22 protein-coding genes are annotated in these 22,260 nt (G+C 67.1%); 7 read left to right on the forward strand and 15 right to left on the reverse strand.

Going from position 1 to position 22,260, the window contains the following annotated elements; genetic code table 11:
* Positions 1-2: 2 nt before the first annotated feature.
* The 3 genes from LGY53_RS00135 to LGY53_RS00145 all read left to right on the forward strand — a co-directional run bounded on the left by LGY53_RS00135 (position 3) and on the right by LGY53_RS00145 (position 3,143).
* On the forward strand, positions 3-1,220 hold the full coding sequence (locus LGY53_RS00135; protein WP_225724578.1) for an MFS transporter: 1,218 nt from the start codon (positions 3-5) through the stop codon (positions 1,218-1,220).
* Positions 1,221-1,257: 37 nt separating this feature from the next.
* A complete protein-coding gene (locus tag LGY53_RS00140) occupies positions 1,258-1,659 on the forward strand; it encodes a PaaI family thioesterase (protein WP_305082725.1) in 402 nt (133 codons plus the stop codon).
* A gap of 344 nt (positions 1,660-2,003) precedes the next feature.
* Complete coding sequence (locus LGY53_RS00145) at positions 2,004-3,143, forward strand: transcription termination factor Rho, short form (protein WP_308102768.1); 1,140 nt, start codon at positions 2,004-2,006, stop codon at positions 3,141-3,143.
* On the opposite strand, the gene LGY53_RS00150 is transcribed toward LGY53_RS00145, so the two are convergent.
* Together LGY53_RS00150 and LGY53_RS00155 are read right to left on the reverse strand one after the other, a co-directional pair.
* Positions 3,133-4,236 (reverse strand): MAB_1171c family putative transporter, encoded by a 1,104-nt coding sequence (locus LGY53_RS00150; protein WP_225724580.1) that lies wholly within the window; start codon positions 4,234-4,236, stop codon positions 3,133-3,135. The genes LGY53_RS00145 and LGY53_RS00150 overlap by 11 nt on opposite strands.
* A gap of 69 nt (positions 4,237-4,305) precedes the next feature.
* Positions 4,306-4,743 (reverse strand): hypothetical protein, encoded by a 438-nt coding sequence (locus tag LGY53_RS00155; protein WP_225724581.1) that lies wholly within the window; start codon positions 4,741-4,743, stop codon positions 4,306-4,308.
* 95 nt (positions 4,744-4,838) lie between these two features.
* Between LGY53_RS00155 and LGY53_RS00160 the strand changes: the two genes are divergently transcribed.
* Positions 4,839-5,408 (forward strand): TetR/AcrR family transcriptional regulator, encoded by a 570-nt coding sequence (locus LGY53_RS00160; protein WP_225724582.1) that lies wholly within the window; start codon positions 4,839-4,841, stop codon positions 5,406-5,408.
* Positions 5,409-5,412: 4 nt separating this feature from the next.
* Here LGY53_RS00160 and LGY53_RS00165 read toward each other — a convergent pair whose 3' ends face one another.
* Positions 5,413-6,240 carry a helix-turn-helix transcriptional regulator gene (locus tag LGY53_RS00165; RefSeq protein ID WP_225724583.1) on the reverse strand — a complete coding sequence of 276 codons (828 nt, stop codon included), beginning with the start codon at positions 6,238-6,240 and terminating at the stop codon, positions 5,413-5,415.
* Positions 6,241-6,327: 87 nt separating this feature from the next.
* Between LGY53_RS00165 and LGY53_RS00170 the strand changes: the two genes are divergently transcribed.
* A complete protein-coding gene (locus LGY53_RS00170; protein WP_225724584.1) occupies positions 6,328-7,212 on the forward strand; it encodes an NmrA/HSCARG family protein in 885 nt (294 codons plus the stop codon).
* Here the strand turns inward: LGY53_RS00170 and LGY53_RS00175 are convergent.
* The 5 genes from LGY53_RS00175 to LGY53_RS00195 form a co-directional block, all read right to left on the reverse strand.
* Complete coding sequence (locus tag LGY53_RS00175) at positions 7,165-8,616, reverse strand: nitrilase-related carbon-nitrogen hydrolase (protein ID WP_225724585.1); 1,452 nt, start codon at positions 8,614-8,616, stop codon at positions 7,165-7,167. The two genes, LGY53_RS00170 and LGY53_RS00175, sit on opposite strands and share 48 nt — an antisense overlap.
* A 99-nt stretch (positions 8,617-8,715) precedes the next feature.
* Entirely contained in the window at positions 8,716-9,372 is a 657-nt protein-coding gene (locus tag LGY53_RS00180; protein ID WP_167477194.1) for a response regulator transcription factor, read from the reverse strand.
* 1 nt (position 9,373) lies between these two features.
* Complete coding sequence (locus LGY53_RS00185; RefSeq protein WP_225724586.1) at positions 9,374-10,447, reverse strand: sensor histidine kinase; 1,074 nt, start codon at positions 10,445-10,447, stop codon at positions 9,374-9,376.
* Between the two features lie 122 nt (positions 10,448-10,569).
* Positions 10,570-11,943, reverse strand: a complete 1,374-nt coding sequence (locus LGY53_RS00190) for an ammonium transporter (protein WP_225724587.1) — start codon at positions 11,941-11,943, stop codon at positions 10,570-10,572.
* Between the two features lie 195 nt (positions 11,944-12,138).
* On the reverse strand, positions 12,139-12,726 hold the full coding sequence (locus tag LGY53_RS00195; RefSeq protein ID WP_225724588.1) for a TetR/AcrR family transcriptional regulator: 588 nt from the start codon (positions 12,724-12,726) through the stop codon (positions 12,139-12,141).
* A gap of 74 nt (positions 12,727-12,800) precedes the next feature.
* Here LGY53_RS00195 and LGY53_RS00200 point away from each other — a divergent pair, with 74 nt between their 5' ends.
* Positions 12,801-13,520: an SDR family oxidoreductase gene (locus LGY53_RS00200; RefSeq protein ID WP_225724589.1), complete on the forward strand. Its 720-nt coding sequence runs from the start codon at positions 12,801-12,803 to the stop codon at positions 13,518-13,520.
* Positions 13,521-13,547: 27 nt separating this feature from the next.
* On the opposite strand, the gene LGY53_RS00205 is transcribed toward LGY53_RS00200, so the two are convergent.
* The 6 genes from LGY53_RS00205 to LGY53_RS00230 all read right to left on the reverse strand — a co-directional run bounded on the left by LGY53_RS00205 (position 13,548) and on the right by LGY53_RS00230 (position 19,836).
* On the reverse strand, positions 13,548-14,201 hold the full coding sequence (locus tag LGY53_RS00205; RefSeq protein WP_225724590.1) for a TMEM175 family protein: 654 nt from the start codon (positions 14,199-14,201) through the stop codon (positions 13,548-13,550).
* 72 nt (positions 14,202-14,273) lie between these two features.
* Positions 14,274-15,038 carry a 3-oxoacyl-ACP reductase gene (locus LGY53_RS00210; protein WP_167477200.1) on the reverse strand — a complete coding sequence of 255 codons (765 nt, stop codon included), beginning with the start codon at positions 15,036-15,038 and terminating at the stop codon, positions 14,274-14,276.
* A gap of 11 nt (positions 15,039-15,049) precedes the next feature.
* Positions 15,050-16,408 carry an aldehyde dehydrogenase gene (locus LGY53_RS00215; protein WP_225724591.1) on the reverse strand — a complete coding sequence of 453 codons (1,359 nt, stop codon included), beginning with the start codon at positions 16,406-16,408 and terminating at the stop codon, positions 15,050-15,052.
* A 42-nt stretch (positions 16,409-16,450) separates the two neighbouring features.
* A complete protein-coding gene (locus LGY53_RS00220) occupies positions 16,451-17,200 on the reverse strand; it encodes a gamma-glutamyl-gamma-aminobutyrate hydrolase family protein (RefSeq protein ID WP_225724592.1) in 750 nt (249 codons plus the stop codon).
* Positions 17,181-18,545 carry a glutamine synthetase family protein gene (locus LGY53_RS00225; protein WP_225725640.1) on the reverse strand — a complete coding sequence of 455 codons (1,365 nt, stop codon included), beginning with the start codon at positions 18,543-18,545 and terminating at the stop codon, positions 17,181-17,183. The genes LGY53_RS00220 and LGY53_RS00225 overlap by 20 nt, the downstream gene beginning before the upstream one ends.
* Before the next feature lie 67 nt (positions 18,546-18,612).
* Positions 18,613-19,836 carry an MFS transporter gene (locus tag LGY53_RS00230; protein ID WP_225724593.1) on the reverse strand — a complete coding sequence of 408 codons (1,224 nt, stop codon included), beginning with the start codon at positions 19,834-19,836 and terminating at the stop codon, positions 18,613-18,615.
* Between the two features lie 591 nt (positions 19,837-20,427).
* Between LGY53_RS00230 and LGY53_RS00235 the strand changes: the two genes are divergently transcribed.
* On the forward strand, positions 20,428-21,027 hold the full coding sequence (locus LGY53_RS00235; RefSeq protein ID WP_225724594.1) for a MerR family transcriptional regulator: 600 nt from the start codon (positions 20,428-20,430) through the stop codon (positions 21,025-21,027).
* Between the two features lie 152 nt (positions 21,028-21,179).
* Here the strand turns inward: LGY53_RS00235 and LGY53_RS00240 are convergent, their stop codons facing one another.
* Complete coding sequence (locus LGY53_RS00240; protein ID WP_225724595.1) at positions 21,180-21,809, reverse strand: hypothetical protein; 630 nt, start codon at positions 21,807-21,809, stop codon at positions 21,180-21,182.
* Between the last annotated feature and the right edge of the window lie 451 nt (positions 21,810-22,260).

The following is a 22,260-nucleotide window of genomic DNA, read 5'->3' on the forward strand; positions in this document are numbered from 1 at the left end:
GCGTGTCAACGACTTTCGCCTCTCCCCCGATCGCGTCGACGGACCGATCGCCGCTGCTGTACTGGTCCGGTGTCGCCGCCGTGATGCTCGGCATCTTCGCCATCGTGACCACCGAAATGCTGCCGGTCGGCCTGCTCACCTCGATCGCGGGCGATTTCACCGTCTCCGACGGCATGGCCGGGCTGATGATGACCGTCCCCGGGCTGGTCGCCGCCGCGGCCGCGCCGGTGGTGACCGTCGCCACCGCCCGGGTCGATCGGCGAATCATGCTGTGCCTGTTTCTATTCCTGCTGATCGTCGCCGATCTACTGATGTCCGTGACGCCGGTGTACTGGCCGGTGCTGGCCGCCAGGGTGCTGGTCGGCGTCACGGTCGGCGGATTCTGGTCCATCGCCGCGGGTTTGGCCGATCGATTGGTGCCCGCGAAATCCGTGCCGAGGGCCAACGCGATCATCTTCGCCGCGGTGCCGCTCGGCTCGGTGCTCGGCGTGCCCGCGGGCACCTATTTGGGCGATCTCGCCGGATGGCGGGTGGCGTTCGGCGTGGTCGCGGGGTTCACCGCCGCGGTGCTCGTCACGCTGCTCGTCCTGCTGCCCGCACTGCCCGGCGGACCGGGAACCCGAGTTTCGGTGTTGCGCAGTCTCGTTCGCGGCACAAATATGCGCTACGCCCTGCTGCTCACCTTCCTCATCGTGCTCGCGCACTTCGGCGCGTACACCTACATCACCCCCTTCCTGGAACAGGTGACGAAGGCCGGTTCCGCGACCATCACGCTCATGCTGCTCGCCTACGGCGTCGCCGGGATCGTCGGCAACTTCCTCGGCGGCGCGGCCGTCGCGCGTCATCCGCGCGGCGCGTTCGCCGGATTCGCGGCCATGATCGTCGCGGCGGTGCTGCTGCTTCCGGTGCTCGGCCGCTGGGAATTCGGCGCGGTGGCGCTGCTGCTGGTCTGGGGCATCGGCTACGGCGCGGTGCCGGTCGCGACGCAGACCTGGTTCATCAAGGCCGCGCCGAACACCCCGGAGGCGGCATCGGTGTTGTTCACCGCGTCGTTCCAGCTCACCCTCTCGCTCGGCGCGCTGACCGGCGGGGTGATCGTCGATCACACGTCGCCGACAACCGTCCTGCTGCTCGCGGCAGCGCCCGTCGCGCTGGCGATCCTCACGCTCACAACACATCTCGCCACCGGGCGCAGCTGGCCGGACCTACCTCGGACGTAATCGACTCGACGTATCCGGATCGGGCATGATCGACATCATGATCGACGAGGTCGGCACCAAACTGTTCCACCAGACCATGCCGTTCACCGAACGGCTCGGCATCGAGGTGCTCGAACACGGCCGCGAACAGGTGCGCAGCCGGATCGCCTGGGACGCAACGCTGTGCACGCTCGGCGGGGTGCTGCACGGCGGCGTCCTGATGGCGCTGGCGGATGCGACCGGCGCGGTCTGCGCATATCTGAATCTGCCCGAGGGCAAGCAGGGTACGACCACCGTCGAGTCGAAGACCAACTTCCTCAGGGCGATTCGCGCGGGCTATGCGACCGCGACGGCACGGCCGCTGCACGCGGGCCGGTCGTTCATCGTGGTGGAAACCGAAATCCGCGACGACGCCGGCAAGCTCGCAGGCAAGGTGACCCAGACCCAGGCCGTGCTCTGACCAGCTGAATCCATAAGGCCCAGGCGCAGCGCCTGGGCCTTTTCCATGTTGCGGGAATATACCCGCGCGGCGGGCCGTTGAGTCGGTTGTCGGCGGTGCCGGTAGTTCGCACCATTGCGCGACGCCGATCGAGCCGCTACGCTCGGCCCTATCCGCTCCAGTGGATGTAGGCACAGCCTCCCATCGAGCGAATTCCGAGTTCCGGTGAGTCCCAAACCCTGATTTCCGTGATTCACCCTCCCGTTACCGAATCCGCGCGTACCGGGGATCTCAGAGCGCGGCATATCCGCCGCAGTCACGGCCGTTCGCCGTACCCGAATACTCCCTCCTGAGAAGGAAAACCAATGAACAACAACACAATTCAGCAATCCGAAGGCACGGTCGAGATGCGCTCCGTTTCCGGCGTCGTCGAGCTGACGGAAAATCGCGCGATCCTGCGCGTCGACGGCTATCTGCCATCGCCGCTCGACATCCACATACCGGCCCGCATGGTTCGCGAAAATGCTTTGCGCCGAGGCGATTTCGTAGTCGGATCGGCGAAACCCGCACCGCGCGGCGAACAGCTGGACCCGCTCGTCGCCATCGAAACCGTCAACGGTCTCGACCCGGCCAAGGCGGCGGCCCGGCCGCGCTTCGCCGACCTCACACCCATCTACCCGAATCAGCGGCTGCGGTTGGAAACCGAGCCGCACGCCATGACCACCCGGGTCACCGATCTGCTCATGCCGATCGGCAAGGGCCAGCGCGCCCTCGTCGTCGCACCGCCCAAGGCAGGCAAAACCTCTGTGCTACAAGCCATCTCGCACGGCATCGCGAAGAACCACCCGGAATGCGAACTGCTGCTGGTGCTGGTCGGCGAGCGCCCGGAGGAGGTGACCGATCTGTCCCGCGAGATTCCGGCCGAGGTCGCCGCGGCCACCTTCGACGCCTCGCCGCGCGAACAGGTGGCGCTCGCCGAACTCGCCATCGAACGGGCCAAACGCCGGGTCGAACAGGGCCGCGACGTCGTGGTCCTGCTGGACTCGCTGACCAGGCTGGCCCGCGCGTACAACCTGGCCACCCCGGCCTCCGGCCGCATCCTGGCGGGCGGCATCGACGCCGCCGCGCTGGCGCCGCCCAAGAAATTCCTCGGCGCCGCCCGCAATATCGAGCACGGCGGCTCGCTGACCATCATCGCCACCGCGCTGGTCGAGACCGGTTCGCTGGCCGACACCGTGGTGTTCGAGGAGTACAAGGGCACCTCCAACGCCGAACTCAAACTCGACCGGACGGCCGCGAACCGGCGCGTCTTCCCCGCGGTCGATATCGCCCAATCCAGCACCCGCAAGGACGAATTACTGCTCACCCCTGATGAACTCGCGGCGACCGAGCTGCTGCGCCGCACCCTGTCGGGATTGGACGGGCAGCGCGCCATCGATCTGCTGCTGGAGGGCCTGCGCAAGACGCAGACCAACGCCGAATTCCTGGCCCAGCTCAAGCGTTGAGCCCCACTCCCGGCCAGACCTTCGCCAACCCGGTCAGCAGCCGTAACTCGGTGTCGAAATCGTGGGCGACCGGCACGGACCGCGGCGCGTCATCCGCCGCGATCGGCGGCAGGCCCGCCATCCGGCTCTTGGTCGCATATGACAGCCCGCGAGCGTAATCGGCCAGGTGCCAATCGGATTCGGGCCGCGTATCGGCGGGCAGGTACGGCCCGAGGTGCAGCAGGGCATCCCGTATCTCCACCGTCATCCGCAGCAGGCGGGCCTCGGCGTCCAGCCGGGTATCGGCGGGCGGTGTCAACACGATCTCGGGCACCGCGGCGGTGAGATCCCGCCAGAGCGGCCGCAGCCTGCGGCATACCCGGCCGTCGCGATCCAGTCCGGCCAGGGTGATCAGCGTGATGACGACCGGAATGCCCGCGAGCGTGGTGGTGACGAAGATGCAGAGCGTCGCGAGCATCTCGATGCGCACGAGCTGCGGGCCGAGATCGGGTCGGGACCATCCGGTGACCAGCTGCACAGCCGACAGCGTCGTCACGGCGGACACGATCAGGTTGGCCGCGATCAGACCGGAACAGACGAACTTGCCGCCGAAAGATGTTTCCGTGAGCCGGAATTCGCGGATCCAGGCGCGGATCAGGAACCATCCGGCGAGGGTCAGCGGAATGCCGTAGGCGAGGGCGACAACGAGTCCCGGCCCGGTGGGTCCGAGATCGACCGGTGCACCGCGCGGTCCGGCGCATCGCCCGGCGAACAGGATGACGCAGGTCAGTCCGATTCCGATGCCGACGCAGATGCGGTATCTGCGCAATGCGGTGCGCGGATCGGCGCCGTCGCGCCAGGCCCGCACGATCGCGTAGCAGCACATCATCACGATGATGACGCAGCCGAGGGCCAACTGGTGCACCGGATCGGTCAGGCTGCGCGCGGGTGCGCACCGGTAGAGCAGCAATGCGAGCAGCGACCACATCCCTAGGCGATTGAACAGTCGGTCGAGGTCGCCGGTGCGGCCCAGCGCGATTCGCGCGCACAGCACGACGGCGACATAGCCGGTCAGCGGCCAGCCGATGACTCCGGGGAGCGGCGATGCGAACATAGCGAACCCTCCGGATCGGGAAACTCGTGCAGCCGGGAGGGTACCCGATCACCCGAGTGCCCACCGATCTCAGCCGAATACCACCAGCGCGCATGCGGCGAGAAAGAGCACCTGCACGAGGCCGCGCAGCGGCAGCGGCATGGTCTTGATGCCGACCCCGGCCCGCGCGGCGTGCACATTCGCCGGGAACATCGCGAGGAGCAGCACGAACAAACAACCCGCCGCCAACCTCGCGAACGGTGGCAGCAACAGCCCGAGCGCACCGGCGAATTCCAGTGCGCCCGTGACGGTTACCAGCCCGGCGGCATTCGGGAGACGCGAGGGCACCATGGCGATCAGCTCCGCGCGCTTGCCGGGGACGAAGTGCGCGCTCGCGGTGAGCGCGAACATGGCGGCCAGGCCGAGCCGGGCGGCATGCGGCCAGGTAGCGAGCCAGCCGATATCGCCGAGCCAGCCGATGAGGCGGGCAATTCCGGTGACGACGGCGAGAACGATCAACGGTGCCATCGGGACTCTCCTGTTCAACTGCAATCTTGACAGCGGAAAGATTAGGTTCGGCGGCGTAACTTGTCAATGACAAGATCGATCGGCATGATCGAACCATGGCGAAAAGCGGTTATCACCACGGCGATCTGCGGGCGACCATCCTGGCCGCGGCGGCCGAGCAGATCGCCGCCGACGGCGTCGGCGCCGTCTCGCTGCGTGAACTCGCCCGCCGGGCGGGCGTCTCACACGCCGCACCCGCACACCACTTCGGCGACCGGGCCGGGCTGCTCACCGCGCTGGCGATCGAGGGATTCGAGCGGCTGGCCGACGAACTCGACACGGCGGGAACGGATTTCCGCGAGATGGCGATCGCCTACATTCGATTCGCGCTGCGCAACCCCGGCCATTTCGACGTGATGTACCGGCGCGAGGCGCTGCATGCCGACGATCCGCGGCTGATGGCGGCCCGCCAGCGTTCGGGAGCCGCACTGCGCGCGGGTGCCGCGCGGAAACAGACCGATGGGTCGCCGGAGGCGCAGGCGGCGACGCAACTGGCCGCCTGGTCGCTGGTGCACGGCTTCGCCACGCTGTGGCGCGAAGGGGCGCTGGTGAATTCGGCGCTGACCGTGGCGGACGATCCGGAGACGTTGGCGCGCAAGATGATCGCGATGGTCCGCTTCGGCTGACGAGTTATCCGAGCAGCGCGCGAACGCGGCGGCGATCCTCCTCGCCCACCGGAAGTTGCAGTACCAGCAGCAGATCCGGATCCTCGACCAGCCGGGACTGGTAGAGCTCCAGATTGATCAGCCCGGCTTGCGGATGGTCGATGCCGATGACGGCGGGCCGGAAATCCTGCACCGGATATTCCGCCCACCAGGCTCGGAATTCCGGGCTGGCCGCGGCCACCTCGGCGATCACCGCGTTCAACCGCGGGTCGTCGGGTCGCTGCGCCACCGCGGTGCGGAACTGGCTGAGCGTGGCCCGCGCCATCGGCTCCCACGGGCGCACCATATTTCGATTGCGCTGATCGGCGAAGACGAACCACATGAGGTTGCGGCGTGCGAGCGGCACGCTGTCCGGATCGAGCCGGACCTTGGCGTACGCCGCGTTCCAGACCACGAAGTCGAACCAACTGTCGTGCAGCACAGCCAGATTCGGCATCAGCGCGTCGACGAGCCGCTGCTGGCGCGACATCGATCTGGCCAGCGGGTGATCGATCACCGGATCGGGCAGCCCGGCCAGCCTGCGCAGATGCCGGTGCCGGACCGCGTCCAGCCGCAACGCCCTGGCCAGCGCGTCGACCACCTGCGGACTGGCCGCGATCTTGCGGCCCTGTTCGAGCCAGGTGTACCAGGTGGTGCTCACCCCGGCCAGCGCGGCCACCTCCTCGCGCCGCAGGCCCGGGGTGCGGCGACGGCCCGGCTCCAGATCGGGCGGCAGGCCGACATCGGCGGGCCGCAGCCGGGAACGGTGGATGCGCAGGAAGGCGGCCAGTTCGGCGCGCTGGCTTTCGGACATCGAGTTCCCTTGTTGGATAGCACTATCGGTACCAGGACCGCGCCACTGTTCGTCTCTAACGTCTATCTCAGCAGAAAGAGGTGCGATATGGCAGGCGAAAAAGGCACGGTGCTGGTGATCGGCGCGACCGGACAGCAGGGCGGCGCGGCCGCCCGGCAACTGCTCGAACACGGTTGGCCCGTCGACGCTTTCGTGCGCGACCCGGAATCGCCCTCGGCGCTCGCGCTGCGGGCGGCCGGCGCCCGGCTCGTCGTCGGCGACCTGGACGACGCCGCCGCGCTGCGCTCGGCGCTGGCGGGTGCGTACGGGGTGTTCCTCATGCTGTCGCCGATGGAGGGCGTGCACATCACCGACGCCGGTATCGCGGCCGAGGAGCGGCGCGGACTGCTGATCGCCGAACTGGCCGGGCAAGCCCATATTCACCATCTGGTGTACAGCTCGGTGAAGGGCGCGGGCGAGGAAACCGGCGTCGGCTACTACGCGCCGAAGGAACGGATCGAACAGCGGATCGCCGCACTGGGTCTGCCCGCGACGGTGCTGCGGCCGGTGTTCTTCATGGACAATTTCAACACCTTCAATCGCCCGGTGTTCGACGACGGTGGGCTGGTGCTGAATATCGCTGTGCGCGAGGATATTTCGCTGCCGTTGATCGCGGTGCGGGATATCGGCGCGTTCGCCGCGCTCGCCTTCGACGATCCGGACCGGTACCTCGGGAGCACCCTCGCGCTGGCCGGTGACCGGCTCACGCCGCCGGAGATGGCCGAAACCTTCGGGCGCGCGGCGCATCTGCCCGCACGCAGCCGCCGGACACCGATCGAACAGGTGCGCGCCTTCGACGAACATGTCGCGAGTATGTTCGCGCATTTCAACGAGAACACCGACGCGCCGATCGATATCGGGCGGCTGCGCGAATACCATCCGGGCCTACTGACACTCGCCGACTGGCTCGAGATCACCGGTTGGAAGCCCTGATCGACCGGACCGCGGATACAGCCGAAGCAGCGCGACCGCGAGGGTGAGCGCGCACAGCCATGCGAACCAATCGCCGATGCGCGCGTACATCGTGCCGCCGGTGCGCAGCGGGATATCCGCGAGCACCGTCCTGGTGTCACCGAGATCCGTTGCGGCCGAACCTAATACGCGGCCATTCGAATCGCTGGCCACCAGTTCGCCCCGCTGCGCGGCGCGGGCGACGCCGACCCCGGATTCGACGCCGCGCATGACCGCCATCCGGCTGTGCACCCAATGGTCGACGTCGAAATCCAGTGCGGGAGCCAGCATCAGCGTCGCGCCGCGTCGCTGGTTCGCGCGGACCAGGCCGGGGCGGTCGAGATCGAAACAGACGGCAAGTGCCCAGGAAGTGCCCGGAACCGATTGCCATTCGTTGCCCGCACGCAGCTCGTTCTCCAGTCCGGGAATGAGATAGTGCTTGGCGTACACCACGCCCGACGGATAGTCGACGGCCGCGTTGACGCTGACGCCCTGCCTGGTGAGCACCAGCCCGGCGATCACATCGATACCGTGCCGCCGTGCGATATCGGTCAGCGGGCCGGACAGCGGCGGAAGCGTGGATTCATCGGCACGCCAGGCCTTTTCGGGAAACACCACAACCTTCGCGCCCGCGTCCGCGAGCCGGTCGATCGCGGCGACGGCGCGGTCGATCATCTCCCGGCCGGCCGCCGTATCGACCGGCACGTACTCCGGCGGTTGCGCCACCGCGACCAGACCGACCCGCACCACACCCCCGTCTGCTGGGCGGTTTAGCTGGAAGACACCGAAGCCGAGGACCGCGACGAATACCACGACCGTACCGCCGCCGACCCGAAGCCGTTGGGCCCGGGTCACATTCGGCGCGGTGAAGACGGCGAGCGCGGTGGGCGCCAGCAGGATCAGGAAGGTGATGCCCCAGGGACCGGTCAGCGCGGCGGACTGGATCAGCGGCAGCACATCGGTCTGGGCGTACGCGATACTCCACCACGCGCCGAACGGGCCGAGCACCGAGATCAGGTATTCGAGGGTCACCCAACCCGCGGGAAACGCCAGCACGGCGAGCCCGGGACGGCCACGCACCAGGAGGGTCCGGGTGAGCAGTACGAGCGCACCGTATGCCACGGCGGTGCCGCCCAACAGCGCCGCGGCGGCGACGAACGGCTGCTCCACCGTCCCGGTCAGATACGGATAGAACTGTGCGACGCCGCCGAGCCAGGACAGCGCCCCGGCCGGGAACGCGGCCCGCGCCGAGATCCGCGGCGCGAGGTACAGCACCGGTAGCGGCGCGAGAAAGGCCAAGGCGGGCAACGGATGCAGACCGCCGCCGAGGTGCCAGAGCACCGCGGACAGCACCGTCGCCGCGCCGATCGTGAGGTAGCGGTTCATGCAGGCTCCCGCGTCGGCGATAAAGACGCCTCCGATGGTCGTCGCGCGGGCTTCGGCGGACATCACCGACGAGGACGAATTCGCCCTCCCTCGTACGACTCATACCCCGGGGACGATCAGCCCCGACTCATAGGCGAAGACCACCGCCTGCACCCGATCGCGCAGCCCGAGCTTCGAAAGTATCGCGCTCACATGGGTTTTCACGGTGTGCTCGGATATCGTGAGCGCCGCGGCGATTTCCGCGTTCGACTGCCCTCGGGCCAGCTGGCCGAGTGTGGTCCGCTCACGTTCGGTCAACTCGCCCAAGCGTTTCGCCAATTCGGGCCGGGGACGGCCGCCGTGTACCAGCGTCTCGATCAGCCGCCGGGTGACCGTCGGCGCGAAAAGCGCCTCCCCGGCCGCGATCACCCGCACCGCCGCGACCAGTTCGGCGCGGCGCATATCCTTCAGCAGGAATCCGCTCGCACCGGCCCGCAGCGCGGCATACACATAGTCGTCCACGTCGAACATGGTGAGCACCAACACTTTCGCCGCGGTCCGCGCGCAGATCTCCCTGGTCGCCGCGACGCCGTCCAGGTGCGGCATCCGCACATCCATCACCACCACGTCCGGTTGCCGCGCAACGGTTTCGGCGACGGCCGCGATGCCGTCGGCGGCCTCGCCGACCACGGTGATATCCGGTTCCGCGCCGAGGATCAGCGCGAATCCGCTGCGAAACAGCTCCTGATCGTCGACGACCAGCACCCGGGTACCCACCTCAGATCGGCAGTTCCGCGAATACCGTGAAACCGTAATCGGATTGGCCGTCGCGCAGCAGACCGCCGCAGGCGCTGACCCGCTCGCGCATGCCGAGCAGCCCGTAGCCGATCGTCTCCGCGAGGCCGTCGCCGCGACCGTGCCCGTCGTCGCTCACCCGCACCGTCAACCAATCGTCGGACCAGCGCAGCACAACCCGCACACAGGTGGCGCCCGCATGCTTCATGGTGTTGGTCAGCGCCTCCTGCACCACCCGGTACGCGGTGACCTCGATATCGCCGGAAATCGGTCGGGGCGTGCCGTATTCGTTGAAGGTGGCGGCCAGCCCACCGCGCTTGGACAGCTCGACCAGATCCGAGATCGCCGCGATGCCGGGCTGATGCCGCGGTTCGGTGCCGTCGCGCAAAGTCTCGATGCTGCCGCGCAATTGGCGAACGGCATCGCGCCCGGTGTCGGCGATCCCGGCGAAGGTGGCGTCGGCGCGGTCCGGATCGCTGTGGGTGAGCAGGGGTCCGGTCTCGGCCTGCACGATCATCAAACCGACGGCGTGGGTGACGATATCGTGCATATCCCTGGCGATGCGCACGCGTTCCTGGGCGACCGCGGCCACCCGCTCCTCCTCCAATCGCCGCGCCCGCTCCCGCAGCAGGGCGATCTGGTTGTTCCTGGCCCGCACGCCGGTGCCGAGCGCCCACGCGGTGACGAACGACATCGCGGCATAACCGTAGGCTTGCGGCTGCTCGTTCGGCACGATCAGCGAGACCAGAATGCCCGCGCCGATTCCGATGAAAGCGACGATCCGCCAGGTCAGCGAGCAGTGGGCGGCGATCGTGTACGCACTGACGACGGTGCCGTACGGCAGTGCGGGCATGGCGTCGACGCAGCCGAGCACGGTCAGCGCGGAACCGACGATCGTCAGCACGAGCACCGGGGCGCGGCGACGCAACAGCACCGGCGCCGAGGCCACCACCGCGATCAGCACGATCCACCAGGGCCGCTGGTCGGCCAGGACGGGCCCGACCGTCGCCACCGTGACCGCAACGGTGACAACGACATCGACCGACCACGGCGGCACCTGTCTCAGCCGGGCGGTCGCGTGTCGAACACCATCGCGAAACCCCACAGCGAAACAGTCTTGTTCCCGAGACGGGTACCGCGCTTCCCCCGCCAGGATGATCCTGAGATCATCCTGTGGAGTTACTTAGGTAGAGCATTCGGTTGTAGGTTCGCCGATACCAGGTGCTCGTCCGGGTAGGCCTCCTCCTCCTGCGCGGCCACATCACCGGTCTCCAGCACATCGTCCGGCATCCGCAGGTTCATGAAAAGCCCTAAGAACTTCAGGATCAGCACGGTGACGAGCGCGTCCCACACGATCACCGTCGCCGCCGCGCCGGCCTGCCAGAGCAGCAGTTTCGGATGATGGCCGTACAGCCAGCCCGAATAGGTCACGTCCGCAACGTCTTTCCCGTTGCCTAAGTAGACGATGACATGTGGGTCGGCGAGCACACCCACTAGAAGGCCGCCGGTGAGCCCCGCGACGCCGTGGGTGTGGAAGACGCCGAGGGTGTCGTCCACCTTGCGGAATAATCTGGTGCGCCCCAACTTGTTCCACGACAGCCACACCAGCGTCGACGCGACGACGCCGATGATCAGCGCGCCGAAGCTGTTGACATAACCGGCCGCCGGTGTGATGGCCACCAGGCCGGTGATCATGCCGTTGATCGCGCCGAGGAAATTGGGCCGCCGGGCCGGGCCCGCGAAAATATCCCAGATCACCCAGGTCAGCAATGCGACGGCGGTGCAGAGGTTCGTGTTCAGCACCGCGAGCGAGGCGTCCGCGCCGGCGAAGTACGGATCGCCGCCGTTGAATCCGTTCCAGCCCAGCCACAGTACGCCCGCGCCCGCCGCGGCCATCGGCAGATTGTTCGGCACCGCGCGTTCCCGATCCCTGGCCAGCCGCGGGCCTATCACCGCGGCGGCGACGAATCCCGTTGTGCCCGCGGCCAAATGGATGACGTACCCGCCCGAATAGTCCAGCGCGCCCAGCTGCGACCACCAGCCGCCGCCCCACAGCAGAAAGGCGTTCACCCCGTAGGCGAAGGTGGACCACAGCGGCACGAACAGCAGCCACACCTTGAAATTCATCCGCCCGATAACGCTGCCGAGGAACAGCAGCGGCGTGATACCGGCGAATACGAACTGGAAATACGCCAAGGTCGTTTCGGAGAAGCGGAATTTCGGCATGGCGCCGTTCAACAGCGGTATGACGGCCTGGTTCTGGTTGCCGGAGCCGAGCACGGTGTGCGGTACGCCGACGACCGCCCGCAGGATGCCGGGACCGAGCCGCAGCGGCTCGCCGAAGCCCATCTTGAAGACCCACAACACCCACACGACCAACACCAGCGAAAATCCGGTGAACGCCATGAGAATCGTGTTGACGGCCCATTTTCGTTGCACGATACCGCCGTACAGGATGGCGATGCCGGGGATGCTCATCAGGCCGACGAGGGTCGCGGCAACCAACTGCCAGGCATTGTCACCAGGATTGAACCAATCGGGGTAGGGTGACATGATTCTGCGCTGCCTCACTGCGCGGCGGCGCTCGTTCCAGCGCCGAAAACTCTGTGGCGTAAGGTGTCTCGCGTCACACTGATCCACCAAGTGTCGGCATCCGAGGTTTCCCTCCGGTTACCCGGAGTTAATTCTGGATTTCGCGGACGTGGGATCAATCCGCCTGGTGCGCAGCCGGATTCGTTTCGGAAGTGCTCAGCGTTTTCCGAGCATCGCGCCGATCGCCGCGGTGACCTCCCGCGCGAGCGCGGCGTGCACGGGCGCGTGCTGACCCAACAATCGGTACCACATCGCGCCGAAGGCGAAGTCCACCACCAGATCCAGCGAAACCGCGGCATTCAGCTCACCCGTCTCGACGCCGCGCGCCAGCAGCTCGCGCAGCACGGCCCGGCGCGGGCCGAGCACGCTGTCCCGCAACTGTTTCGCCAATTCGGCATTGCTCTGCGCGTCCGCCATCAGCCCGACCAGCGCCGTTCCGGTATTCGTCCGGGCCAGTTCGTAGACGGTCGTCAGCAGCTCTTCGACGGCGGCGAGCACATCCGACGGCGGCTCCGGCGGCCACAGCGCCCCTTGATCTTTCGCGAGATCGACCAGCGCCTCCAGCAGTACCGACGCCTTGTCCGGCCACCAGCGATAGACCGTCTGCCTGCCGACGCCTGCGGCCTCGGCGATGGCCTTGATGGTCACGCCCTGATAGCCGTCGCGCTCGCACAGGTCCAGCGCGGCCCGCAGGATCGCGCGCCTGGCGTCCTCGCTGCGCGGGCGTCCCCTTGTTCCTGTCATGCGGATCACTTTACAAGACACCATGCCTCGAATATATTTACGAGGCACAGAGGCTCGAAAATATGGAGGCAGTTATGCGCGAGCGCGTCGTCATCGTCGGCGGGACTTCCGGAATCGGCCTCGCCACCGCCGAGCGGCTCGCGGCACGTGGTGTGGCGGTGGTGATCGCGGGCCGCAGCGAGCAGCGGCTCGCCGCGGCGCTGGCCGAACTCGACCCCGAGGTCACCGGACAAACCGTCGACGCGCGCGATCCGCAGGATCTGGCGCGGCTGTTCGCCGAGGTCGGCCCGGTCGACCATGTGGTGGTGACGGTCACCGGCCCGTCCGGCACCAAGCCGTTCCGGGAAATCGACCTCGACCACTTCCAGGCCCACCTGTCCGGAAAACTGTTGCCGCACTTCGCAATCGTTCAGGCCGCACTGCCGCACCTGAGCCCGACCGGGTCGATCACCCTGGTCTCGTCGGCCTCGGCGGGCGGCTCGATGCCGGCCACCGCGGTGCTCGCGGCCGTGAACGCCGGTGTCGAGGCGCTGGTTCCGGTACTCGCGGTGGAGCTGGCTCCGGTACGGGTGAACGCGGTCTCGCCCGGCGTCATCGACACCGAATGGTGGAACTTCCTGCCCGACGAGGCCAGGGCCGACGTCTTCGCGCAACTCTCGGCGACCACCCCGGTCGGCCGGATCGGCACCGCCGACGATATCGCCAAGGCGATCGACTTCCTGGTGGACAACGGCTTCACCACCGGCATCGTGGTGCGGGTCGACGGCGGGGCCAGGCTCGGCGCGCCGAAGTAGCGAATTACGGTGTGGGCGCGGCCCTTTCTACTCGGACTCGGCGACCGCCGGATCACCCCAGCCCTGACTGGTGAAGGCGTAGAAGATCGCGATGATGAGATAGAGGGCCAGCGCCGCGATCGGCATGATGAAGCCGATCACGATGCACACCGCGTAGATGGCGATACCCGGCCAGGCGCGAAAGCTTTCGCGGCGTGCGAATTCCGCGTCGAAGCCGGGTTCGAACAGTTCCGGATGGTGCACGAGCCGCCGGTGCAGCGGCCACCACGGCACCGTCATCAGCACCCCGGCCAGCCCGAACAGCGCGGCCGCGACCTGCGCGTCACGGTGCGCGCCGTGCACCACGTTCTCCGCGAGAATGCCGGTGGGGAACGGCAATACGGAGACGCCGAGCAGCAGCATCAGATTCCACCAGCGAATCACGTGATCGAGGCGGCGCAGCCTGCCGAAGTAAGTGTGGTGATTCATCCACACGATCCCGACCGTCAGAAAGGCCGCCAGATAGGCGACATACGACGGCCAGATATGGGCGAGCGCCTCCAGCAGCTGACCCGGTTGATGCTCGGGCACCCGAATGTCGAGGATCAACAGGGTGATAGCGATCGCCATCACCCCGTCGCTGAATGCCTCGACCCGCGTCGTACCCGATAGTCGACCGCTGCGGATCGCCTCATCTGCCATGGGAGGCAGCGTAAACGGGCGTTCATCCGGATTCGACCCGTATCGCTCAGGGTGAATAAGCCTGGGAGACGGTCAGATCGGCGTCACATACGCGCCCGCGATACCGCCGTCCACCAGGAACTGCGATGCGGTGATGAAGGAGGCGTCATCGCTGGCGAGGAAGGCGACCGCCGCGGCGATCTCCTCCGGTTCGGCGAACCGGCCGATCGGGATGTGCACCAGTCGGCGGGCCGCCCGCTCGGGATCCTTGGCGAACAGCTCCTGCAGCAGCGGCGTATTCACCGGACCGGGGCACAGCGCGTTGACCCGAATCCCGTTGCGAGCGAACTGAACTCCGAGCTCGCGGCTCATCGCTAGCACGCCGCCCTTCGAGGCGGTGTAGGAGATCTGCGAGGTGGCCGCGCCCATGACGGCGACGAACGACGCGGTGTTGATCACCGAACCCTTACCGCGTTCCAGCATGTGCTCGATGGCGTACTTGCTGCACAGGTATACCGAGGTCAGGTTCACCTCCTGCACCCGGCGCCAGGCGTCGATGCCGGTGGTCAGGATCGAATCATCTTCCGGCGGTGAGATTCCCGCATTGTTGAAGGCGATGTCGAGGCCGCCGTAGGTGTCCACCGCCGTCCGGAACATATCCCTGACCTGTTCCTCGTCGGTGACATCCACCTTCACGTAGAGCCCGCCGACCTCGGCGGCCGCTGCCCCGCCCGATGTCGCATCGATATCGGCGACCACCACCTTGGCGCCCTCCGCCGCGAACCGGCGCACCGTGGCCAGTCCGATCCCGGAACCGCCGCCGGTGACGACGGCGACCCGATCCTGTAAGCGCTGCAACGCTTCTCCTTTCAATTGGTGGCGATGAAGACGTTCTTCGTTTCGGTGAAGGCCAGCGCCGCGTCCGGTCCGAGCTCGCGGCCGAGTCCGGACTGTTTGAATCCGCCGAACGGCGTCCAATAGCGCACGGAGGAATGCGAATTCACCGACAGGTTCCCGGCTTCCACCGCCCGCGAAACCCGCAGGGCGCGCCCGACGTCGCCGGTCCAGATCGAGCCGGACAGCCCGTATTCCGTATCGTTGGCGATCCGAATGGCATCGGCCTCGTCGTCGAACGGCAGCACCGCGACGACGGGTCCGAAGATCTCCTCCCGGACCACCCGGTCGTCCGGGCCGTCGGGGAGCACAACCGTTGGCGGATACCAGAATCCGGGGCCCTCGGGCCGGGTTCCCTGGAACGCGACCTTGGCCTGCTCGACATATCCGGCGACCTTCGCCCGGTGCGCGGCCGAGATCAGCGGGCCCATCTCGGTGGCCGCGGCGGCGGGATCGCCGACCCGCACGCCGTGCACGGCCGGCTCGAGCAGTTCGAGGAAGCGATCGAAGACGCTGCGCTGCACCAGGATTCGGGAGCGCGCACAGCAGTCCTGCCCGGCGTTGTCGAATACGCCGTACGGCGCGGTGGCGGCGGCGCGGTCCAGATCGGCGTCGGCGAAGACGATATTGGCGCTCTTGCCGCCCAATTCGAGCGTCACCCGCTTCACCTGCTCGGCGCAGCCCGCCATGATCTGCTTGCCGACCTCGGTGGATCCGGTGAACACCACCTTGCGCACCGCGGGATGGGTGACGAAACGCTGCCCGACCACCGCACCCTTACCCGGCAACACCTGGAAAACGTCCTCGGGCAGGCCCGCCGCCAGTGCCAGCTCGCCGAGCCGCAGCGCGGTGAGCGGCGTCAGCTCGGCGGGTTTGAGCACCACCGTATTGCCCGCGGCGAGCGCGGGCGCGAAACCCCAGCCCGCGATCGGCATCGGGAAGTTCCACGGCACGATGACGCCGACGACGCCGAGCGGTTCGCGGAAGGTGATATCGACACCGCCCGCGACCGGAATCTGGTCGCCGAGTAGACGTTCCGGCATACCCGCCGCGAAATGCAGTACGTCCCTGACGTTTCCGGCCTCCCAGCGGGCGTTGCCGATGGTGTGGCCCGCATTCGCGACCTCGAGTTCGGCCAGCCGCTCCAGATCCGCGTCGACGGCCTCGGCGAAGCGGCGCAGCAGCCGGGCCCGGTCGCCGGGCGCGACCTCGCGCCAGCTCGCGAACGCCCGCTGCGCGCGATCGATGGCGGCATCGGTTCCGGCGAGCTCCGTCGCCTCGATCGATGCGACGACCTCCCCGGTCGCCGGATTGATCACCTGACTGGCCGTCACGGGGTCAACTCCTTTGTTCTGTTCGGAAAACACTTGCTCCGGTCACGAATTGCGGGTCGCGCGGTACTCCGCCGCGGCCGCGACCAGCGCGCGCATCAACCGGTCGTCGGTGGCATCGGACTCCGGATGCCACTGCACCCCGACCAGGAAGGGGCCATCTATCGCCTCGACCGCCTCGATGCCGCCGTCCAGCGCCCGCGCGCCGACCAGCAGGCCGTCGGCCAGCTCGGCGATGCCCTGATGGTGGTGGCAGTTCGCCTTCACCTCGGAGCCGACGATGGCGGCGACCCTGGTTCCCGGTTCGGTCAGCACATCGGTGACGGTGTACGCGCCGGGACCGCCGGAGTGCTCGTCGTGCCCGAGCACATCGGGCAGATGCTGGTGCAGCGTGCCGCCCATGGCGATATTCACCACCTGTAGGCCGCGACAGATCGCTAGAATCGGCAGTTCGGCCGCCCTGGCCAGCCCGAACAGCTCGAATTCGGAGGCGTCGCGGTCCTCTCTGGTCTCGCCGAGCGACGGATGCGGCGACGCGCCGTAGCGGGCCGGGTCGACGTCGGCGCCGCCGGTCAGCACCAGCCCGTCCAGGCGTTCGACCAGTTCCGGGTAGGCGACCGTATCCGGCGGCAGCAGTACCGGGATACCGCCCGAACGCGCGACGGTCTGCACATAGGTGTTCTGCAGGATGGCGCTGTGGTGATCCCAGCTGCCGAATTTCGCCCGCTCCAGATAGGTCGGCAACCCGATGACCGGGCGGGGTGTGCTGCGCTGCTCAGAGTCTTTCGAAGCCACGTGTTCGCTCCCAATCGGTGACGGCGGTGTCGAACGCGTCCAGTTCGACCTGTGCGGCATTGCGGTAGTGCTCAACCACATCATCACCGAAGGCGGACCGAGCCACCTTGCTGTCCCCGAACAGCTGGGCCGCTTCCCGCAGCGTACGTGGCACCCGCGGCCGGTGCGACACGTAGGCGTTGCCATGAAATTCCGGTTCCAGCGGCAGCTGGTGCTCGATCCCGTACAAACCGGCCGCGATCGATGCGGCGACGGCCAGATACGGGTTGACGTCGCCGCCCGGCACCCGGTTCTCCACCCGCAGCGACGGGCCGGATCCGACCACGCGCAGCGCGCAGGTGCGATTGTCCCGGCCCCAGGCCAGCGCGGTCGGCGCGAAGCTGCCCGGTACGAAACGCTTATAGGAATTGATATTCGGCGCGAGCAGATAGGTGAATTCGCGCAGACAGTCCAGCTGTCCGGCGATGAAATGCCGCATCAGGTCGGAGGTGCCGTGCTGACCGCCGCCCGCGAACGCGGGCGCGCCGGATTCGTCGCGCAGGCTGATGTGGATGTGGCACGAATTGCCTTCACGCTCATTGTATTTCGCCATGAAGGTGAGGCTGCGCCCGGACTGGGCGGCGATCTCCTTGGCGCCGGTCTTGTAGATGCTGTGGTTGTCGCAGGTGACCAGCGCCTCGTCGTAGCGGAAGGCGATCTCGTGCTGGCCGGGATTGCATTCACCCTTCGCCGACTCGACATACAGGCCGGCGCCTGCCATTTCGTTGCGGATGCGGCGCAGCAGCGGCTCGATGCGCGCGGTGCCGAGCATCGAGTAGTCGACGTTGTACTGGTTCGCCGGGGTCAGATCGCGGTACCCGGCATTCCATGCCGACTCATAAGTGTCGTCGAAGACCAGGAATTCGAGTTCGGTGCCGACATAGGCGCGCAGCCCGTGCTCGGCCAGCCGGGCCAGCTGGGCGCGCAACACCTGGCGCGGCGACGGTGTCACCGGTTCGCCCACGGGCGTCACCTTTTCCACATCGCAGAGCACCAACGCGGTACCCGGCCACCACGGCGTCAAACGCAGGGTCTCCAGGTCGGGGCGCAGCACGACATCGCCGTATCCGGTGTCCCACGACGACATGGCGTATCCGCCAACGGTATTCATCTCGACGTCGACGGCGAGCAGGTAATCACAGGCCTCCGTCGCGTGTTCGAGCACCTCGTCCAGGAAAAATCTTGCGGCACACCGTTTTCCCTGCAACCGGCCCTGCATGTCGGTCATCGCGACCAGCACCGTGTCGATCTCCCCCGCGTCGACGAGCGCCCGCAGCTCCGCCGTGCTCAACATCCCGGTACGCATCACCGAAACCCCTCTCGACACCAACCGTGCTCACGCTAGAGCAAAAGGGGCGATTCTGTGCTGAGACTCACAAAGCATCCACCGATTCCGGTACCGGGTCGCCGGACCGGCGCAGCAGCAGCGGCGTGGCGAGCAGCAGCACCCCGGCCAGCGCGATGGCCGCGCGGGCGCCGACGGCGGCGGCGAGCAGGCCCCAGCACAGGGTCGCGAGCGCGGTGACGATATTGCTGGTCGTCGACCAGGCCGAGAGCGTGCGAGCCACCCTGTCGGCCGGGAGCAGCCGCAGACGCTGGGTGGCATAGACCGGGTTGAAGACGCCGATGCAGACGATCAGCGCGAATTCGGTGCCGACGACCAGGGCGAACCCGGCGGGCCCCGGCCCGACCAAGGCCAGTGCGAGCGGCCAGCAGGCCCGCAGCGTGCCACTCACCCGCAGCACCCGCCCCTGACCGAAGCGCGCGACCAGCGGCCGGGCCAGCCGGGAGCCGACCAGGCCGCCGAGGCATGGGAGGCCGAAGACCAGGCCGTATTGCCATGCCGAATATCCGAGATCGCGCAGCAGCAGCACCGCGAGCAGCGGTTCCGGCGCCATGATCAGCGCGTTCACCAGCACCGTATTCGCGAACAGCGGACGCAGGCGCGGATGGTTCAGCAGGTAGTGCCAGCTCTCACGGATATCGCGCCCGCCTGCCGCTCTGGTGGACGGCCGTGGTTCCTCGCCGCCGACCGCGCGAATTCCCAAGGCCGACAACAGATAGCTCAACGCGTCCAGCAGCACCGTCGTCACCGGGCCGAACAGGCCGATGAGCATACCGCCGAGCGGCGGGCCCAGCGCCGTCGCGGTCCAGAGCGTCGTCTCGAATCTGCCGTTGGCGGTGAGCAGATCATGCTCGGGCACAAGACCTTTCAGGTATGCGCCGCTCGCCGCGGTGAAGACCAGGTTGGCCGCGGCCGTGCCGACCGAGACCAGCAGCAACTGCCAGAAGCTCAGCAGGCCCAGCGCATACGCGACCGGCACGGAAAGCATTGCCGCGCAGCGCAGTAGATCCATCCCGAGCATGACGGGGCGCTTGCGCCGGAATTCCACCCACGGACCGAGCGAACCGGCGACCAGCGCCCCGACCGCGGGACCGGCCGCGGCGAGCAGCGCGACCCCCGGCGCGCCGACATGCAGCACCTGCACGGCGATCAGCCGCAACGCGCCGAAGGCGAGCCAGGTGCCCGCGGCGCTGACGGCATACGCCGCCCACAGCCGAGCGAACGGCCTGCCGAGCGAATTCGTCTGTCGCATAACCGCTGCCGCCTGTCCGTCGGGGTTGAACGTCAGCCATCGAAGCGGGTGCGGGGCCGGGGATCAAACAACCGGATGGACGACGTCGCACAACCGGCGGTTGTCGGTGCCGGTCGGGTGGGCGAACAAAAAAGTGCGGCCCCGCGTATTGCGCGGGACCGCACTTGTCTGCCAAGCGGATTCGGCGGTTATCAGATAACGTGCCAGGCCTGGAGCAGATAGGTGATGTTGGCCGCGATGCCGGTCACCACATTGGCCAGGTTCAGGGCAGCAGAGCCGAAATCGAGAAGCTGCACGATCATCCTCCATTGATGGTTTACACACTTCGCCTACAAAGTACTGATCGGAAGTAACGACCCGGATGTTTCAGCGGCGCACGCAATTCCGGCAATTGCGACAAACAGCTTTCGAAATAGGCCAGCGGGCAACGTTTTTCGATCAGCGCACCGACCAGGCTCCGGCAGGCCGCCTGTGATGCATATAACCGCCGCAATGTCACCCAGGCCACATTTCCGGCCCGGATTCACACTTGAAACCGACGTAGCGTCGGGTCCTAGCGTGGATTTCGCACATCGAGGAGGAGGGCCGACAGTGACACAAGGCGATTCGGCGGGCGAACGTACGTGGCGGTCCGGTGAGCTGGCGCGTGAGACGGGTGTGACGGTCCGGGCGCTGCACCACTACGACCGGCTCGGGCTGCTGTCGCCGTCGTCGCGCACCACGGGTGGTCACCGCTGCTACGACGGTGCCGACGTGCGCAGGCTGCACCGGATCATCGCGCTGCGTAGCTTCGGTTTCGCGCTCGACGAGATCGCCGCGCTGCTCGATGCCGGACCCGACGATCCGCGCGGGCTGCTCGAACAGCAACTGGCGCTGGTCGACGAGCGCATCGCCGATGCCGTGAAACTGCGCGCCCGCCTGCTCGACGTGCTCGGACGGCTCGACCGCCTGGTCGAGCCGTCGACAACACAATTCCTTCGAATGATCGAGGTGACAATCGCAATGGATCGACCACTCACTCCCGAGCGGCTCGCCGAAATGTCGCGCGCCAGAGCCGAATACCGGCAAAGCCTCAGCGATGCGGAGCTCGCGGCGCTGCAGGAGACCCGCGCGGCCGCATGCGCCGCGATGAGCGAAGAGGAGCGGGAGCGGCTGCACGAACAGCGCAGGCGGATGCTGCCGACCAGCTGACGCCGAGTTCTCAGCTCACTCTCATCCAACACCGGTGAACCGCTCAGGAACGACCTGTTCAATCGGTGACGGCTGCCCCGCCCGGTCGTTCTCTCCCCCTCCGGGCGGTAGGCAGCGCCAACTTCCGTTCGGCCACACCGGTTTTCAGCGGCTCATTGAAATGTGATCATGGTGCCGTTCGCCACCGAGACCCTGGCGTTCTCGAACAGCGCCAGCCAGACGATTCGCTCCCGTTCCAAGGGGTGGTCGACGGGGGTTTCGTTGACGGCCGCCGCGGTGGCATCGGTGAGTTCGCCGTCCTGCAGTTCGATTCCGAGATACGGGGCGACGAATATCAGCTCCCTGAGCAGCGCGACGGATGAGCCGACCATTCCGCCCGTCAGATCCTCGTCGGCCAGCACCTCCTCGAAATCGATTGGCACGTAATAGCCTTCGGCGTCGGAATGGCAGATCAGATGGGATTCGAACAGGTCCTCCAGCATCTCGACGACCGGATCGTCCATCGGCTTCTTGCCGTCGGCGACCGGGGTCAGCGGCCGATCCGGATTCCGGTAGGCGTGCGCGTAGGCGCGGCGCAGGTAGTGGAGGTAGCTGTACGGGAAACTATCCATATGCCCACGCGGCTTCACGGGGCCGTGGACTCGCGGCTCGTCGTGCCGCGGCAATCCCTCTCCGGCCAGTAGCAGATTGATCGCGTCGAGGTCCGCCCGATACTCCTCGACCCCCTCCGGATACTCGTCCAGCAGATCGGCGAGTTCGTGGGTTCCTATCGCAAGTCCCATGGGCGCGGAGCATACGGACACCCTCCGACACGTTCACGGTAGCGCGCACCACAACATGCGAAAACAGCTGCCATAAAACATCGGCTATCTTTTGGCATTAATTTTCATTCAATTAACTATTGATCTGTCCATATGATCGTGACAACAGTCGATTCGATTATCTACAGGTGTGAAATTTTCGTTTTTCAAGCGGTCCGGATCACAAAATCTTCGGCGTTACAGCTCGATATACGTGACGTGCAGCACATCACTACACGGCGAATCACACACATGTAGCGCAGTCGGTGCACGATTTGACCTGGGCGAATGTCGAGACCATCCAGCGAAGCTCCAGACATTCCGGACGTTATTGGTACGTGATATGCCGCGAACTTTCCGCTACCGTCTTCGTCGGCCCGGAACACCGCCGGGTTCGAGCTCGAATCGTTGAACGCCGTGACCCTGTCCCGCG

The organism is Nocardia sp. JCM 34519.1 (genome assembly GCF_020361265.1).
GTDB lineage: Bacteria > Actinomycetota > Actinomycetes > Mycobacteriales > Mycobacteriaceae > Nocardia > Nocardia arthritidis_A.